Origin of the sequence: Streptomyces sp. NPDC093094 (genome assembly GCF_044754345.1) — a bacterium.
GTDB lineage: Bacteria > Actinomycetota > Actinomycetes > Streptomycetales > Streptomycetaceae > Streptomyces.
In genome coordinates this window covers 82,211-96,599 of sequence record NZ_JBIVOX010000023.1, presented here as the reverse complement: position 1 = coordinate 96,599, position 14,389 = coordinate 82,211, and the positions used below count along the sequence as shown (strand labels likewise).

The following is a 14,389-nucleotide window of genomic DNA, read 5'->3' as shown; positions in this document are numbered from 1 at the left end:
GCCCGACGCACGGACCACAGTCCGGCACCGGGGGAGCGGCGGGGTTCGTCGCCTTCGGGGGAGGGCGGCGAACCCCGGCCGCACACGGGAACCCCGCACCACGAGGGAGGTGCGGGGCTTCCGTACGCCGGGCGGGGCGCCGTGTCAGGCGAGGGCGCCCTCGGGGGGGGCGCCGCAGACGGCCGCGGCGTGCCCACTCCCCCGCGAGCAGTTCGTAGGAGCGGACGCGGTCGGTGTGGTCGTGGGTGAGGGTGGTGACGAGCAGTTCGTCGGCGCCCGTGGCCTCCTGGAGCTGCTCCAGGTCGATCAGGCCGAACTCCTCCACCGTGCTCAGCGCGGTGCGGTGGCCCAGCTGTACGGCTCCCGCGCCGAGCCGGATCGTGGTGGTGGCGGCGGCCGTCAGCGCGAGGACGACCGCCGGGGAGGTCCCGGCGACGCCCGGGTTGAGGTGGTGCTCGGCGATCCAGTAGCGGGCGTAGCCGAGGCGTTCGGCCCGCCGGGCCAGGTCGGCGGTGTTGCGCAGGGCGTCCGCGGCGGTCGAGCCGGAGGACACCGGGACGAGGTCGAGGACGCCGAGGGGGATGTCAGGCATGCGCGGGCTCCTCCGCCGGCTCCGCCGGGGGCTCCCCCGGGTGCGGCGCGACCGGGGCCCAGGCGAAGGGCGGGTCCGGGATCTCGCGGCGCAGGACGGGGGCGGCCTCGGACTGGAAGAGGGCCAGCGAGTCACGGTGCTGACGTTCCGTCAGTCCGGCTCCGTCGGCGTGCAGATGCAGCACGGTGTGGCCGAGGCGTTCGTGGTGGCGGTGGACCTTCTCCACGATCTGCTGCGGGCTGCCGATCAGGGCGGAGCTGCGCTCGGCGAAGTCCTCCAGGGTCTCGAAGACGACCGGCAGACCGGCCTTGCGCTGGAAGGCGAGGTTGCTCTCGAAGATCGGCCGGTAGGTCTCCAGCGCCTCCTGCGAGGTGCGCGCCGCGTACAGCCCCGCCGTGCCGGCGCCGACCGCGAGGGCGGCCGGGTCGTGGCCGTGATGCGCCCACCGCTCGCGGTAGTACGCGACGAGGTCGGCGTACGGCTCGACGGGGTGGGTGACGTTGGCGGAGAACAGCGGGTCGCCGTAGCGGGCGGCCAGGTCGACGGACTCGCGGCTGGTGGCGCTGCCGTGCCACACCCGCAGGGGCTGCTGGTAGGGGCGCGGCCATGCCTCGGCGTCGGTCAGCGGCGGGCGGAAGCGGGTGGCGGCGGTGACCTTGTCCTGCCGCCACAGCCGCCGGAACACCTCGTAGCTCTCGGCGTTGCGCTCCCACTGGTCCTCGGGCGTGACCTGGAACAGGTCACGCTGCGCGGAGCCGTTGCCCTTGCCGATGATCAGCTCCAGACGGCCGCCGGAGAGGTGGTCGAGGGTGGCGTAGTCCTCGTAGGCGCGCACCGGGTCGAGCAGGCTGAGCGTCGTCACGGCGGTGAACAGCCGGATGCGCCGGGTGAGGGCGGCGACATGGCTGAGGACGACCGGCGGCGAGGAGGAGAGGAAGGGCCGCTCGTGCCGCTCCCCCACGCCGAATCCGTCGAAGCCGAGCTCCTCGGCGAGCAGCGCGTTGCCGAGGACCTCGCGGAAGCGGTCCCGGGTGGACTTCAGGACGCCGGTGACCGGGTCGGGGCGGTGGACGATCAGGGTGATCGCGAGGAACCTCACGACGCCGCCCGGGCCTCACGCGCCTCGTCGCCGGCACGGGCCTCGTCGGGGTGGGCGAGGCCGAGGTGGTCGCGCAGGGTGGTGCCCTCGTAGTCGGCGCGGAAGACGCCCTGTTCCTGGAGGAGCGGGACGACCTTGTCGGCGAACTCGTCGAGGCCGCCCGGGGTGATGTGCGGGACGAGGATGAAGCCGTCGCTCGCGTCCTGCTGGACGTAGTCGTTGATGGTTGCGGCGACGGTGGCGGGGGTGCCGACGAAGTTCTGCCGGTTGCCGGTCTCGATGACCAGGTCGCGGATCGACCAGCCGTTGGCCTCGGCGAGCGCCCGCCACTCCCGGGCGGTGGCGAGCGGGTCGCGGTACATGCGGACCTGGGCGCGGCCGCGCGCGATGTGGTGCTCGCCGGGGTCCGGGTCGATGTCGGGCAGCGGCCCTTCCGGGTCGTACGACGACAGGTCCCGGTTCCAGACGAACTCCAGGTGCTTGATCGCGGTGGCGCCGCTGACCTGCTGCCGGCGGACCTCGCGGGCGAGTTCCTCGGCCTCCTGGTCGGTGTCGCCGAGGACGAAGCTGGCGGCGGGGAGGACGAGCAGCTGGTCGGGGCGGCGGCCGTACCTGGCGAGGCGGGACTTGACGTCGGCGTAGAAGGCGCGGCCGGTGTCGAGCCGGGCGTACCGGCTGAAGATGGCGTCGGCGCTCGACGCGGCGAACTCGCGGCCCTCCTCGGAGTCGCCCGCCTGGAAGATCACCGGCCGGCCCTGCGGGGAGCGGGGCACGTTGAACCGGCCGTGGATGTCGAAGTGCTGTCCGCTGTGGACGAAGGCGCCTGCCTCGGCGTCGGAGAGGAAGACGCCGGTGGCCCGGTCGGCGAGGATCTCGTCGCCCCGCCAGGAGTCGAAGAGTTCGTTCGCGGTGGCCAGGAACTCCTTGGCCCGGGAGTAGCGCTCCTCCTGCGGGAGGAAGCCGCCGCGGCGGAAGTTCTCGCCGGTGAAGGCGTCCCAGGAGGTGACGACGTTCCAGGCGGCGCGGCCGTCGGAGAGGTGGTCGAGGCTCGCGAACTGGCGGGCGACCTCATAGGGCTCGTTGAAGGTGGAGTTGATGGTGCCGGTCAGGCCGAGGCGGTCGGTGACGGCGGCGAGCGCGGCGAGGACGGTGAAGGTGTCGGGCCGGCCGACGACGTCCAGGTCGTAGATCTGCCCGCCCTGTTCGCGCAGGCGCAGTCCCTCGGCGAGGAACAGGAAGTCGAACTTGGCGCGTTCGGCGGTGCGCGCGAAGTGGGCGAAGGAGCCGAAGTCGATGTGGCTGCCGGCGCGCGGGTCGCTCCAGACGGTGGTGTTGTTGACGCCGGGGAAGTGGGCGGCGAGGTGGATCTGCTTCAGGGGCTTGCTCATGGGGTGCGGTCTCCCTCCGGCTCAGGCTGCGGCATAGCGGTTGGCGGGGCGCGGCAGGCCCAGCAGCCCGCGCAGGGTGTCCGCCTCGTAGGCGTGGCGGAAGGCGCCCCGGCGCTGGAGTTCGGGGACGAGCCCTCGGGTGATCGCGGGCAGGTCGTGTCCGGCGACGGCGGGCCGCAGCCGGAAGCCGGTCAGCCCCTCGGCCTGGTACTCCTGGAGCAGATCGGCGAGCTGGGCGGGTGTGCCGGCGAAGACGCGGGCGTCGCTGGTGTACGGCGTGCCGGCGAGCGCGTCGAGCCGTTCGCGGCGGGCCACGGCCGCGGCCTCGGTGCCGTCGAGGAGAACCACGAGGTCGGCGAAGACGTGCAGCGGCTCGTCCGCCCGGCCGGCCGCCTGCTGCCAGGCGCGGATCTCGGCGACGATCGCACGGGCCTGGCCGGCGTCGTGCGGGGTGACGTAGCCGACGTCGGCGGAGCGGGCGACCAGCCGGTAGGGCACGGTCTGGTGGGCGAGGGCGGTCACGAGGGGCTGGCCCTGCGGCGGGCGGGGGGTGATGGAGGGGCCCTTGACGCTGAAGCGGCGGCCCTCGAAGTCGATGTGGTGGAGCTTGTCCCGGTCGATGAAACGGCCGGTGGCCTTGTCGCGGATCTCGGCGTCGTCCTCCCAGCTGTCCCACAGCCGGCGGACGGCCTCGACGTGGTCGGCGGCCTCGTCGAAGAAGTCGGGCACCGACGGGTCGTCGTAGTCGGTGATCGGGGCGACCGTGCGGCGCCCGAAGTGGGCGGCCTCGTTCGGGCGGGCGCTGATCTGGACCCGCAGGCCCGCCCGGCCGGTGCTGACGTGGTCCAGGGTGGCTATGGCCTTGGAGATGTGGAACGGCTCGGTGTGGGTGGCGACGACGGTGGGGACCAGGCCGATGTGCGAGGTCAGCGGGGCCACCCGGGAGGCGATGAGCACGGCGTCCAGGCGGCCGCGGACCTGGTCGGTGCGCTCGTCGGGGTGGAGGAAGTGGGAGGACTGCGGGCCGAGGCCGTCCTCGACGGTGACGAAGTCGAGCAGTCCGCGCTCGGCCTCGGTGACGAGATCGGTCCAGTAGCCGGCCCGGAACAGGTCGCGGGGCCGGGCGGCCGGGTCGCGCCAGGAGGCCGGGTGCCAGCCGGTGCCGTCCAGGGCGACGGCCAGGTGCAGGGGTGCGGAGGAGGTCGGGGACACAGGTGGGTGCCTTCCTGGAGTTCCGTACCGCGGCCCCCGGAGGGTGAGGGGGGCCGCGGCTGGTGACGAGGGGTCAGGCGTTGTCGAGGGGCAGGCCGGGCGGGTTGACCTCGGACTCGGCGACGGCCTCGCCGGAGAGGTTCCACGCGGCCAGCCACTTGGCGTACTGGCCGTTGTCGATCAGGTGGTTGATGGCGGCGGCGAGCGGCTCGGCCAGACCGCTGCCCTTCTTCGCGGTCGCGGCGATCAGGCCCTGGAGGGTCTCGCCGGCGCCGGAGAACTGGCCCGCGATCCGGGTCGCCTGCGGCGTGCCCGCGGTGTTCGCCGCGTGGTAGGCGAGGTTGGGGCTGGGGCCGAAGTAGGCGTCGATCCTGCCGCTGCCGAGGGCCAGGTAGAGGCTGTTGGTCTCCTGGAAGTACTTGACCGTGAGCGGCTTGCCCTCCTCGGCCAGCTTGGCCTTCCACTCCAGGAGGATCTTCTCCTGGTTGGTGCCGTTGCCGACGGAGACCGTCTTGCCGGCGAGGCTGCGGTGGTCGCCGTCGAACGTCCAGGTGTCGTCGTTCTTCACCTCGAAGGCGAGGTCGTCCTTGCGGTAGGAGGCGAACTCGTACTTCTGCTTGCGCTCCTCGGTGTCGGTGACGTTGGAGAACGCCACGTCGACCTTGCCGCTGTCGATGCCGATGAAGAGGTTCTCCCAGGTCGACCGGCGCACCTCGGGTTCGAGGCCGAGGACGGCGGCGACCAGGCGTCCGAGGTCGACCTCGGAGCCGGTGAGGGTCTTCTGGTCGTCGCCGACGAAGCCGAGCGGCGGGCTGCCGGAGGGCAGCGTGCCCGAGCCGATCACCAGCTTGCCGCTCTTTCTGACGTCCTCGGGCAGCAGGGCGCTGATGGACTTCACCTCGGCGACCTTCAGGGTGGTCTCCTGGGCCGCGCCGTTGGACAGCCGTCCCACGGTCACGGTGCCGGCCTTGTCGGCCGTGGTGGTGGCGGCGTCGCTCTCGCCTCCGCAGGCGGTGAGGCCGGTGGCGAGGGTGGCGGTGGCGGTCGCCGCCGTGAGGCCGCGCAGGAGGGTGCGTCGCGAGAACATGGGTGTTTCCTTTTCCGGGGAGGAGGGCTGGTTCTTCGGGGAGTTCTTCAGGTGGTTCTTCAAGGGGCGGGCGTTCAGAGGACCTTGGCGAGGAAGTCGCGGGTCCGTTCGTGCCGCGGGTGGTCCAGGACCTGGTCGGGCGGGCCCTGTTCGACGATCCGGCCGCCGTCGATGAAGACGATCCGGTCGGCGACCTCGCGGGCGAAGCCGATCTCGTGGGTGACGATGACGAGGGTCGTGCCGCTGGTCGCCAGGTCCTTGATGACGGAGAGCACCTCGCCGACCAGTTCGGGGTCCAGCGCCGAGGTCGGCTCGTCGAAGAGGATGATCCCGGGCCGCAGCGCGAGCGCCCGGGCGATGGCGACGCGCTGCTGCTGGCCGCCGGAGAGCTGCCGGGGGTAGGCGCCCGTGCGGTCGGCGAGCCCGACGCGGCCGAGCAGGTCACGGGCGAGTTCCTCGGCGGCGGGCCGGGAGAGGCGCCCGGTGGCGACGGGCGCGGCGGCCACGTTGTCGAGGACGGTCAGATGCGGGAAGAGGTTGAAGTTCTGGAAGACGAAACCGATCCGGCCGCGCTGGGCGAGGATGGCGCGCTCCCCCAGTTCCTTCAGCCGGTCTCCCTGGCGGCGGACGCCGATCAGTTCGCCGCCCAGGCTGACATGGCCGATCTCGGGCTTCTCCAGGTGGTTGATCACCCTGAGCAGCGTCGACTTGCCGGACCCGGACGGGCCGAGGATCACGGTGACCTCGCCGGGGCGCACGGTGAGGTCGATGCCGTCGAGGACCCGCTGGGTCCCGTACCACTTGTGCACGTCGTGGACTTCGAGGGCGGTGGCGGTCATACGGCGGTCTCCCTGCGGGCGCGGGCGCGCAGTTCGCCGGCGGCGGCGCGCAGTCTCTGCAGCGGGGTCGGCGGCAGGCTCCGGGTGGCACCGCGGGCGTAGTACCGCTCGACGTAGTACTGGACGACGGAGACGGCGCTGGTCAGGATCAGGTACCAGACGGTGGCCACCATCAGCAGCGGCACGATGTCTCCGGGGTAGGTGCTGCCCATGGTCTGCACGGAGCCGAACAGGTCGAGCAGCGACACGTAGAACACCAGCGAGGTCGACTTGATCAGGCCGATGAGCTGGTTGACGTAGTTCGGGGTGATGGAGCGCAGCGCCTGGGGGAAGACGATCCTGCGGAACTGGTAGCGCTTGGGCAGTCCCAGTGCGGCGGCCGCCTCGTGCTGGCCCTGGTCGACGGAGAGGATGCCGCCGCGTACGACCTCGGAGGCGTAGGCGGCCTCGTTGAGGCTGAGTCCGACGACGGCGACCGCCAGGTCGGTGGCCAGCCGTGACTCGTCGAAGGTGACGAAGGCCGGGCCGAAGGGGACGCCCAGACTGAGGGTCTGGTAGAGCGCGCTGAAGTTGTAGAGGAAGATCAGGACGACGATCAGCGGGACGGACCGGAACAGCCAGGTGTACGTCCAGCTCGCGGCCCGCAGCACGGGGCTGCCGGACAGCCGGGCGAGGGCGAGGAGGATGCCGCCGAGCAGGCCCAGCACCGCGCTGAGCGCGGCGACCTGGAGGGTGATGACGAGCCCGTCGAGGATGGCGGGCCGCAGGAACCAGTAGCCGAACCGGTCCCACTGGTAGAAGGGGTTGGTGGCCAGGCCGTGGACGAACTGGGCGAGCAGGACGAGGACGGCGGCGGTGGCGATCCAGCGTCCGGGGCGCCGGAGCGGCAGCACCCGCTGTGCGGCGAGGGGACGGGGGGCGGGGGCGGCGGGCGCGGCCTCGGCGGCGAGGGACACGGCGGCGCCTGGGGGTTCACTCATGGCGGGCTCCAGCGACGGTCGGACACCCCGGGGCACCGCGGTGGACCCCGCCCGTGGGGGCGGGGGTACGGCGGTGCGGCGGTACGGCGTGGTGACGCGACTCGGCGCGGACCGCACGGGACCGGGGGCTGGGCGGGCGACGGCACACCGCTCGGGCGGTGTTCGTTCAGGGCGTGCGGGGCTGCCGGTCCGACACGAAGGGGTCGGAGAGAGACCGTCGACGGCATCCGGCCCGAACCGGGCGGGTCCGGCGGCCGGCCCGACCGGGGAAGGTCAGGCGCGGGCCGGCGGGACGGAGCCGGTCAGACGGATGCCGGCCGGACGATCCGGCGGCGGGCACGGCCCGGTGCGGTACACAGGGCGCTGCTGACGCGCAGGAGGTCGACGGCGCGGTCGGCGACGAGCGGGATCTCGGGCGGCAGGACGCGGCCCCGGGGGCGGCGTCGCTGCGCCGTCCTGGAAGCTGCGTCCATGTCCGTCGTCCTCACCTCACGGCCCGCAAGGGCCTCGCGCTTACCGAAACGTGATCCGGTCCGGTCGTCACCTGGGGCACCCCACCGCGGTGCGAGGGTTGCCGGTCAGCAAGCCAGGGCTTGTCGCTGACACTCATGACCGTTGTGGCCGTAGTCAACACAGTCGCGTGAACGGCTGTCAATGCCGTTCCGCCTGGCGGACTCAGCCGTGGCCGAGCCGTTCGCCGAAGGCGGGGTGGGCGGTCAGACCGGCGGCGTGGGCCCACAGCCGGCGGTGCCCGGCGACGCGGTGCGCCACGTCGGCGTCCAGGTGCCGGAGGTGCACGGTGTCGATCTGCGTCAGGGTCACCCACAACTCGACGTCCGCAGCGGTGACATGACGGTCCACCAGGTGTCCGTCCGGGCCGATCCTGCGCTCCAGTTCGTCCAGCGCCCCGAGCAACTCCTCGGCCGCGGCGGCGCGTTCCGGGGAGCAGGGCGTCCCGGCCCGGCGGGCCGCCCGCTCGGCGCGTGCGCACAGCCGTCGGACGGCTTCGATCTCCTCCTCCGTCCCGCACGGGTACAGCGCGGGGCGTCCCTCGCCGAAGCAGCGGGCGAGGTCGCGCATGATGTCCTGCACATGGGTGCTGACGACGCGGCCGGACCAGTCGTCCGCCAGCACCGGCGCCGCGGCCGGGCCGGGATGGTGGTGCGCGCTCGCCTCGTACAGCGGGAGCAGCCGCGAGTGGCCCCCGTCGGGCAGGTCGGGCACCTCCGGCAGCCAGGTGACGGGGCAGACGGCGTCGAGGCCGAGGAGGGCGTGGGTGACGGCGAGACGCAGGCCGTCGGGACATGCGGTCGACAGATACAGGCGATAGCGGCGCGGGACGGCGTAGTGGCCGCTGCGGGCGTCGAGGCCGATACGGCCCCGCAGCGCGGGCAGCGGGCGGGTGGCGAGCGGTGCGACGGACATGGTTCTCCCCGGGTGGAGGCGTGGAGGTGCGCACGGCGGACGTCGGAGGGTGCCGACGGGACATGCGGCTGCGGGGTCGGCCGTTCGGCCCCCGAACGGCCGGGCTCGGCCCCGAACGGCCGCGGGAACGGCCGGGCTCAGCCCCTGGCGCCGATGGCGCTGCAGACGCGCAGCAGATCGATGTGACGGCGGGAGGTGAGCAGCGGCGGCTTCGGGGACACGGGGGCCGCCTGTGCGGTGACCGGCTCGCGGCGTCCCATGTTTCCCTACCTGTTCACTAGGATTCCCAGTTGGAGTGTCGGCCCGCCTCGACGCCGCGTCAAGGGGGCGTCCACCAGGCGGCTGTCAGCTGTCTCGGATGATGCGCACGGTCTCCGCCCAGGCGGGCGGCTGGGGGGCGTCCTGGCCGATCAGGGCGACGACGAGCCGGCACGACACGGGCTCGGGCGGCCAGGGCGTGTACCCGTCGGTGAGGACGACGACGATCTGCGGCGGTTCGGGCGCGGCGAGCGCCGCGCGGATGCCGACGGTCATGTCGGTCCCGCCGCCGCCCGCGAGTTCCACCTGGGACGCGGCGCTCACCCGGGCGACGGCCTGGACGTCGGCGTCGCAGGCGAGGACGGCGACCCGGTTGCCGCCGACGCCGACCTCGCGCAGGACGCCGGACACCTCGGCGAGCGCGGCGGCGAGGTCGTCGTCGCTCATCGAGCCGGAGGTGTCGACGACGATCGCCACGCGCGGCAGCGGCCGGCGCAGGCTGGGCAGCACCACCCGGCCGCCCAGGGCGGGCGTGCGGCGCGAGGGGCGGCGGTAGGTGTAGTCGACGGCGCCGCCCGCCCAGGCGGCGGCTTCGCGGACGGCGCCGGTCAGCGCCTTGCGCCAGTCGACGGTGGGTTCCAGGACCTCGTCCGCCCAGCGCCGCCAGCCCGCCGGGACCGAGCCCCGGGAGCGCTGGTGGGCGCGGACGGCCTGGGCGGTCTGGCGGCGCAGCGCCTCGGCCTCCACCGGGCCGAGCCCGCTCACGCCCCCGACGCCGTCCCCCAGGTCCCAGGGCGCGGGGACGCCGTGCGCGCCGGACCCGCAGTCCACGTCGTGCCGGGGCATGGGCGGGATGCCGGGCAGGTAGGTCTCGAAGAGCCCGCCCTCGGGCAGTCCGAACAGGCGTGGCTCCATGCGTCCCTCGGGCAGCCGCAGCCCGTCGGAGAGCAGGTCGTCGTTGATCTCGCAGTCCTGGGCGACGTTGACCCGCAGACGGTCGCGCTGGTCGGCGGCGGGCAGCCGGTCGGCCCGGCCGTGGTGGTCGCGCAGCAGGTGCGCCGCCTCGTGGATCCACACCCCGGCCAGGTCCTCGACATCGGTCGCCTCGACGAAGGCGGGTGCGACGTAGCAGCGCCAGTGCCGGTCGACGGCCATGGTGCGCACCTGCCCGGAGGCCACGACGGTGAGCGCGTACAGGGCGGAGGCCAGATACGGGCGGGCCTCGGCCGCCCGGTAGCGCGCGGCCAGCAGCTTGGCGCGGTCCAGTTCCCCGGCCGGGCCCCCGGTGGCGGTCACGGGGCGGCCGGTCAGCGCGCGCCCGGCAGGGCGCCGGCGAGCTGGAGCAGTTCCAGGAAGGCGTCGATGCCCGGCGGGATCGGCCAGTGCGGCTCACGCATCACGGCGAGGTCGCGGGCGGCCCGCGCGGCCACGTCGGGCACCCCGGCGTCCACGGCCTTGGCGAGGACCTCCCAGCCCGCCTCCCAGCGGGGCCGGGTGGGCTCGCTCTGCACGGCGGCGACCACGGCGACGAGGAACGCCAGCTGGCGGTCGCCGCGTTCGGGCAGCGCGAACGCCGACGGGTCGGCGAGCACCCGGTCGGGGTCGGGCAGGTCGAGGTTCTCCAGGTACGACAGCAGCTCGATCCCGGCGGCGTCGCCGACGGCGCCGGTCACGGCCGCGGCCTGTGCCTCGCGTCCCGCGCCGGAGGCGTACCCGACGGCGAGCAGCCGCAGTGCCGTCTCCCAGGTGCGCGGGGAGGGCCAGGCGCGGCCGCGGGCCTCCGCCTCGTTCGGCATGTGGTGCACCAGGCCGGGGCGGGCGGTGAGGAAGCCGGAGATCACCCCGCGGGCCCGGGCGACCGCGCCGGACGACCGCGCGGGATCCACCGTGGGCAGCTCGGTCGCGGGCCAGATGCCGGCCATGCCGCGGGCCACGGTGCGCGGGTCGTGCGTCCAGTCGAGGTGGACGAAGCGGTTGGCGAGCGGCGCGGTGAGGTGCCAGCCGTCGGCGGCGCTGGAGGGCGGGTTGGCGGCGGCGACGATCCGTACCGACTCGGGCAGGACCAGGCTGCCGACCCGGCGTTCGAGGACCACCCGCAGCAGGGCGGCCTGCACCGCGGGCGGCGCCGAGGACAGCTCGTCGAAGAACAGCAGCCCGTGGCCGGTGCGGGCGAGGCGGACGGCCCAGTCCGGCGGGGCCATCGGCACGCCCGTCACGGCCGGGTCGTCGCCGACGATCGGCAGCCCGGCGAAGTCGGACGGCTCGTGGACGCTGGCGACGACCGTCTCCAGACGGACACCGAGGGCGGCGGCGAGCTGCTCCATGCCGGCGGACTTGCCGATGCCCGGCTCGCCCCACAGCAGGACGGGCTGATTGGCCGTCACCGCCAGTGCGAGCGCCTCCAGCTGGGGGTTGCCCGCGGATTCGCTGCGGGTGACACGAAGACGGGCGTTGAGGGCGTCCGCGGCCGCGAGGGCCGCGGGCACGGCGGGGGAGGCGGTCATGCGTGGAGGTCCTCGTCCTCGGGGGACGGCGGGGCGTCCTCGTCCCAGTCGGGCTCTTCGTCCCGCTCGCTCATGTAGTCGTCGAACCACCCGGAGCCGATGCCGGGGTGCTCGTCGAGCACACGGCGGCGCAGGAACATCAGGTCGGTGCGCTCGTAGCGGCGCACGACCTGGGCGAGGGAGAGCTCCATCTCGTCGACCACGTCGATGCGGGCACCGGCGGCGATGAAGTCCTTGACCAGACCGGCCGATCCGCCGTTGTGGACGGCGTTCTGCAGCGGCGTGCGCTCCGCCTTGTCGAGCGCCTCCAGGTCGAGCCCCGCGGCCAGCAGCCGCGGCAGCAGCTCCCGGTGGTCGAGCAGATGCAGGAGGTGCAGCAGGCCGCGTCCCCGGCCGTCGCGCACGTGCGGGTCCGTCCCGGCGTCGAGCAGGTCCAGCACGGCGGGGGTGTCCCCGTGCTGGATGTGCAGGAACAGCGCGCGCCGCTGGTCGCGCAGGCCGCGCGGCAGGCGTCCTTCGCCGCTGGTCCAGGCGTGCCGGACGGCGAAGCAGCCGGAGACGGTCCCGCCGAAGGCACGCAGGGCGAGTTCGCGCTGCTGCTCCTGCGGGGTGTGCGGGACGTCCAGGCCGCCGTCGCGGGAGACGACCTCGTGCCAGTCGCGGCCGCAGCGGACCCGGACCGGTGCGGGCGCCGCCGGACCGGGCGGGCCGGCGGCGGGTCCGGCCTGCGGGAACAGCGCGGCGGCGACCAGCGGGTGCAGGTCCTCGGGCCGGATGCGGCCGGCGCGCAGCAGCCCGATGTCGGGCAGCGGCTGCCAGGCGTACGAGGGCAGCAGGGGGACGCCGTCCTCCTGACCCCGGTCCCGCCCGGTGACCCGTACCCGCGTGTTCCCGGCGTCCGCGGGGCCGAGTTCCATCCGCAGATGGCCCTGCCAGCCGACGGGGAAGCGGAAGAGCGGGCCGCGTCCGGCGCGCTCCAGGAGCCGGATCTCGGGGGCGAGGCGGGCGAGGTCGGGGGCGGAGCGCGAGACGAGCTCGGCGACGTCGAGGTCCCGGTAGGAGCGCGGGCCCCGGGGCGGGGTGGTGAGGTCGAGGTCGAGCCCCGCGGCCGCGTACGCCTCGATGTGGGCGCCGCGCGCCTGGAGCACGGCGATCCACTCGGCGCGCGCGACCGGGTCGGTGTCCCCGGGGTCCTCGGTGGGCAGTTCCTCCGGGGCGAGCGGGGTGCCGTCGGGGTGCAGGAACAGCAGGCGGTCGCCGCCCGGGGGGCCCGCGCTGTGGCGCAGCTCGCCGGTGCGGCGGGCGTCCCAGAAGCGGCGGGCGGCCGTCCAGTCCTCGGTGCTGTACGTCAGTCCGTGCAGCCGGTCCTGTCCGGGCGGGACGGCGGGCCCGAGGTGCAGGCGCAGCCGCTGGGGTCCCTCCAGCATGGGGGTGGTCGTCAGCGACAGCACCGGGCCCGAGGGGCCGTACGAGGCGAGGACGATCCGCCGGGCGGGCATGAGCGTGGTGTGGCCGCCGAGGGCGCGCGGCATGTGCCAGCGCAGCAGGTCCGGGGCGAGGTGGAGCAGGTCGTCGGCCACCCGGGCGGCCGTCTCGGGTCCGTACAGGTCGGCGACGCGTTCCGGTTCGAGTCCGGCGGGGACGTCCACCGCGGCCGCGGCGCAGGCGGCACGCCAGTCGCCGGCCAGGCGGGCCCGGCCGGCGGCCTCGATCATCCGGCGGGGGACGGCGTGACGGCGGACGCGGGCCCAGGCGGAGGCGTCGGCGGGCGAGAGGGCCGCGGGCGGCAGCGGCTGCGGGTTCATCGGTAGAGGCTGCCTATCGCGCGCAGGTCGGGGTGGGTCGGCAGGGCGGGACGCAGCCGTTCGGCGAAGGACCGCTTGACCCGGCGGGGCAGACCGGGGCCGAGGCCGACGTGTTCGAGGCGGTGTCCGTCGGGCAGGGCGGCGAGCAGGCTCTTGGCGCCGCGGCCGGTGATGCCGGTGTGGCGCAGTTCGAGGCGGCGCAGGGGGCTTCCGGGCAGGGCGGCGGCCAGGGCGTGGGCTCCCTCGTCGCCGGTGGTGTTGCCGGGGGCGCCGAGGCTGCGTTCGGACATGGCCCGGCCGAGGTCGAGGGTCTCGATGCCGTCGAGGGCGTCGGCGAGGGCGCGGGCGCCGGCGGGGCCGATGCCGTTGCCGCCGAGGCCGAGGCGGACGGGCCGGGCTGCGTCGGTCGCGGCGGCCAGCACGGCGGTGCCCTCGTCGCCGAGGTGGTTGGCCGTCAGGTACAGCTCGCGGACACCGGCGTCGCGGATCAGGGCGGCGAGCAGCGGCGCGTCGGCGGCGGTGAGGCCGTTGCCGCCGAGGAAGAGCCGCTCCAGCGGGGCGTCCCGGCCGAGAAGGGCGTCGAGGAGGAGGCGTACGCCCGTGGCGCCGAGACCGGAGTTGACGAGGTCGAGGGTGCGCAGGGCGGTGTTGCGGCGCAGCAGCCCGGCGAGGGTGCGTGCTCCGGCCTCCGTCACGGGGTTGCGCTTGAGCCACAGGGCACGCAGCACGGTGTCGTCGGCGAGCGCCCCGGCGAGGGCGGTCACACCGTCCGGGCCGATGCGGTTGCAGCCGAGGTAGAGGGTGCGGATCCCGTGGGGGGCGCCGGTGTCCCGGGCCGTCACCAGCGCGTCGGCCACGGAACGGACGCCCTCGTCACCCAGGGAGTTGGTGCCCAGGAGCAGATGGGCGGCGTGCGGGGAGGCGGCGGCGACGGGCAGCAGCCGGGCGGCGCCGTCGGGGCCGAGTCCCTGCTTGCACAGGTCCACGCGGCCGTCGGCGCGCAGGGTGCCGAGCGGGAACGTCTCGTCCTCGGTGACGGGCCGCGCGTCCGCGAGGCGGGCCGTCAGGGGGCCGAGGGCCGCCGGGTCGGCGAGCGGCAGGTCGGGGTGCTCGATCGCGGGGCAGCGTACGGGCGTTGTCGGCTGGTTCATCACCACTCCACCGGTCCTCCGCCGGGGCCCGGCGTGCGCGTCGGCTTCG

The 14,389-nt window shown here is 74.6% G+C and carries 13 protein-coding genes, 1 pseudogene and 1 riboswitch; all 14 genes and pseudogenes read right to left on the bottom strand.

Annotated elements, in window-relative coordinates; translation table 11 throughout:
* Nucleotides 1-301 precede the first annotated feature (301 nt).
* Nucleotides 302-592, bottom strand: a pseudogene (locus tag ACIQGV_RS34355) (LLM class flavin-dependent oxidoreductase); the annotation flags it as partial.
* Nucleotides 585-1,691 carry an LLM class flavin-dependent oxidoreductase gene (locus ACIQGV_RS34350; RefSeq protein WP_402501903.1) on the bottom strand — a complete coding sequence of 369 codons (1,107 nt, stop codon included), beginning with the start codon at nt 1,689-1,691 and terminating at the stop codon, nt 585-587. The gene ACIQGV_RS34350 and the pseudogene ACIQGV_RS34355, both read right to left, overlap by 8 nt.
* Entirely contained in the window at nt 1,688-3,079 is a 1,392-nt protein-coding gene (locus ACIQGV_RS34345) for an NtaA/DmoA family FMN-dependent monooxygenase (RefSeq protein WP_402501901.1), read from the bottom strand. Before ACIQGV_RS34345 ends, ACIQGV_RS34350 begins: the two co-directional genes overlap by 4 nt.
* A 21-nt stretch (nt 3,080-3,100) precedes the next feature.
* Nucleotides 3,101-4,291: an LLM class flavin-dependent oxidoreductase gene (locus tag ACIQGV_RS34340; protein WP_402501899.1), complete on the bottom strand. Its 1,191-nt coding sequence runs from the start codon at nt 4,289-4,291 to the stop codon at nt 3,101-3,103.
* Between the two features lie 73 nt (nt 4,292-4,364).
* The gene (locus ACIQGV_RS34335; RefSeq protein WP_402501897.1) at nt 4,365-5,378 is read right to left on the bottom strand and encodes a transporter substrate-binding domain-containing protein; all 1,014 of its coding nucleotides are present in this window, start codon (nt 5,376-5,378) and stop codon (nt 4,365-4,367) included.
* 74 nt (nt 5,379-5,452) lie between these two features.
* Nucleotides 5,453-6,217 (bottom strand): amino acid ABC transporter ATP-binding protein, encoded by a 765-nt coding sequence (locus ACIQGV_RS34330; protein ID WP_402501895.1) that lies wholly within the window; start codon nt 6,215-6,217, stop codon nt 5,453-5,455.
* Nucleotides 6,214-7,197, bottom strand: coding sequence for an amino acid ABC transporter permease (locus ACIQGV_RS34325; protein ID WP_402501892.1), 984 nt, complete (start codon nt 7,195-7,197; stop codon nt 6,214-6,216). The genes ACIQGV_RS34330 and ACIQGV_RS34325 overlap by 4 nt, the downstream gene beginning before the upstream one ends.
* A gap of 302 nt (nt 7,198-7,499) precedes the next feature.
* Nucleotides 7,500-7,670, bottom strand: coding sequence for a hypothetical protein (locus ACIQGV_RS34320; protein WP_402501891.1), 171 nt, complete (start codon nt 7,668-7,670; stop codon nt 7,500-7,502).
* Nucleotides 7,671-7,701: 31 nt separating this feature from the next.
* A riboswitch (SAM riboswitch) is annotated at nt 7,702-7,811 on the bottom strand.
* 61 nt (nt 7,812-7,872) lie between these two features.
* Nucleotides 7,873-8,622 carry a glutathione S-transferase C-terminal domain-containing protein gene (locus ACIQGV_RS34315; protein WP_402501889.1) on the bottom strand — a complete coding sequence of 250 codons (750 nt, stop codon included), beginning with the start codon at nt 8,620-8,622 and terminating at the stop codon, nt 7,873-7,875.
* Nucleotides 8,623-8,759: 137 nt separating this feature from the next.
* Entirely contained in the window at nt 8,760-8,882 is a 123-nt protein-coding gene (locus ACIQGV_RS34310) for a putative leader peptide (protein ID WP_402501887.1), read from the bottom strand.
* Between the two features lie 85 nt (nt 8,883-8,967).
* A complete protein-coding gene (locus tag ACIQGV_RS34305; RefSeq protein ID WP_402501885.1) occupies nt 8,968-10,176 on the bottom strand; it encodes a VWA-like domain-containing protein in 1,209 nt (402 codons plus the stop codon).
* A gap of 11 nt (nt 10,177-10,187) precedes the next feature.
* On the bottom strand, nt 10,188-11,384 hold the full coding sequence (locus ACIQGV_RS34300; RefSeq protein ID WP_402501882.1) for an AAA family ATPase: 1,197 nt from the start codon (nt 11,382-11,384) through the stop codon (nt 10,188-10,190).
* Nucleotides 11,381-13,189, bottom strand: a complete 1,809-nt coding sequence (locus ACIQGV_RS34295) for an ankyrin repeat domain-containing protein (RefSeq protein ID WP_402501879.1) — start codon at nt 13,187-13,189, stop codon at nt 11,381-11,383. Before ACIQGV_RS34295 ends, ACIQGV_RS34300 begins: the two co-directional genes overlap by 4 nt.
* Nucleotides 13,186-14,340: a gala protein gene (locus ACIQGV_RS34290; RefSeq protein WP_402501877.1), complete on the bottom strand. Its 1,155-nt coding sequence runs from the start codon at nt 14,338-14,340 to the stop codon at nt 13,186-13,188. Before ACIQGV_RS34290 ends, ACIQGV_RS34295 begins: the two co-directional genes overlap by 4 nt.
* Nucleotides 14,341-14,389: the final 49 nt, after the last annotated feature.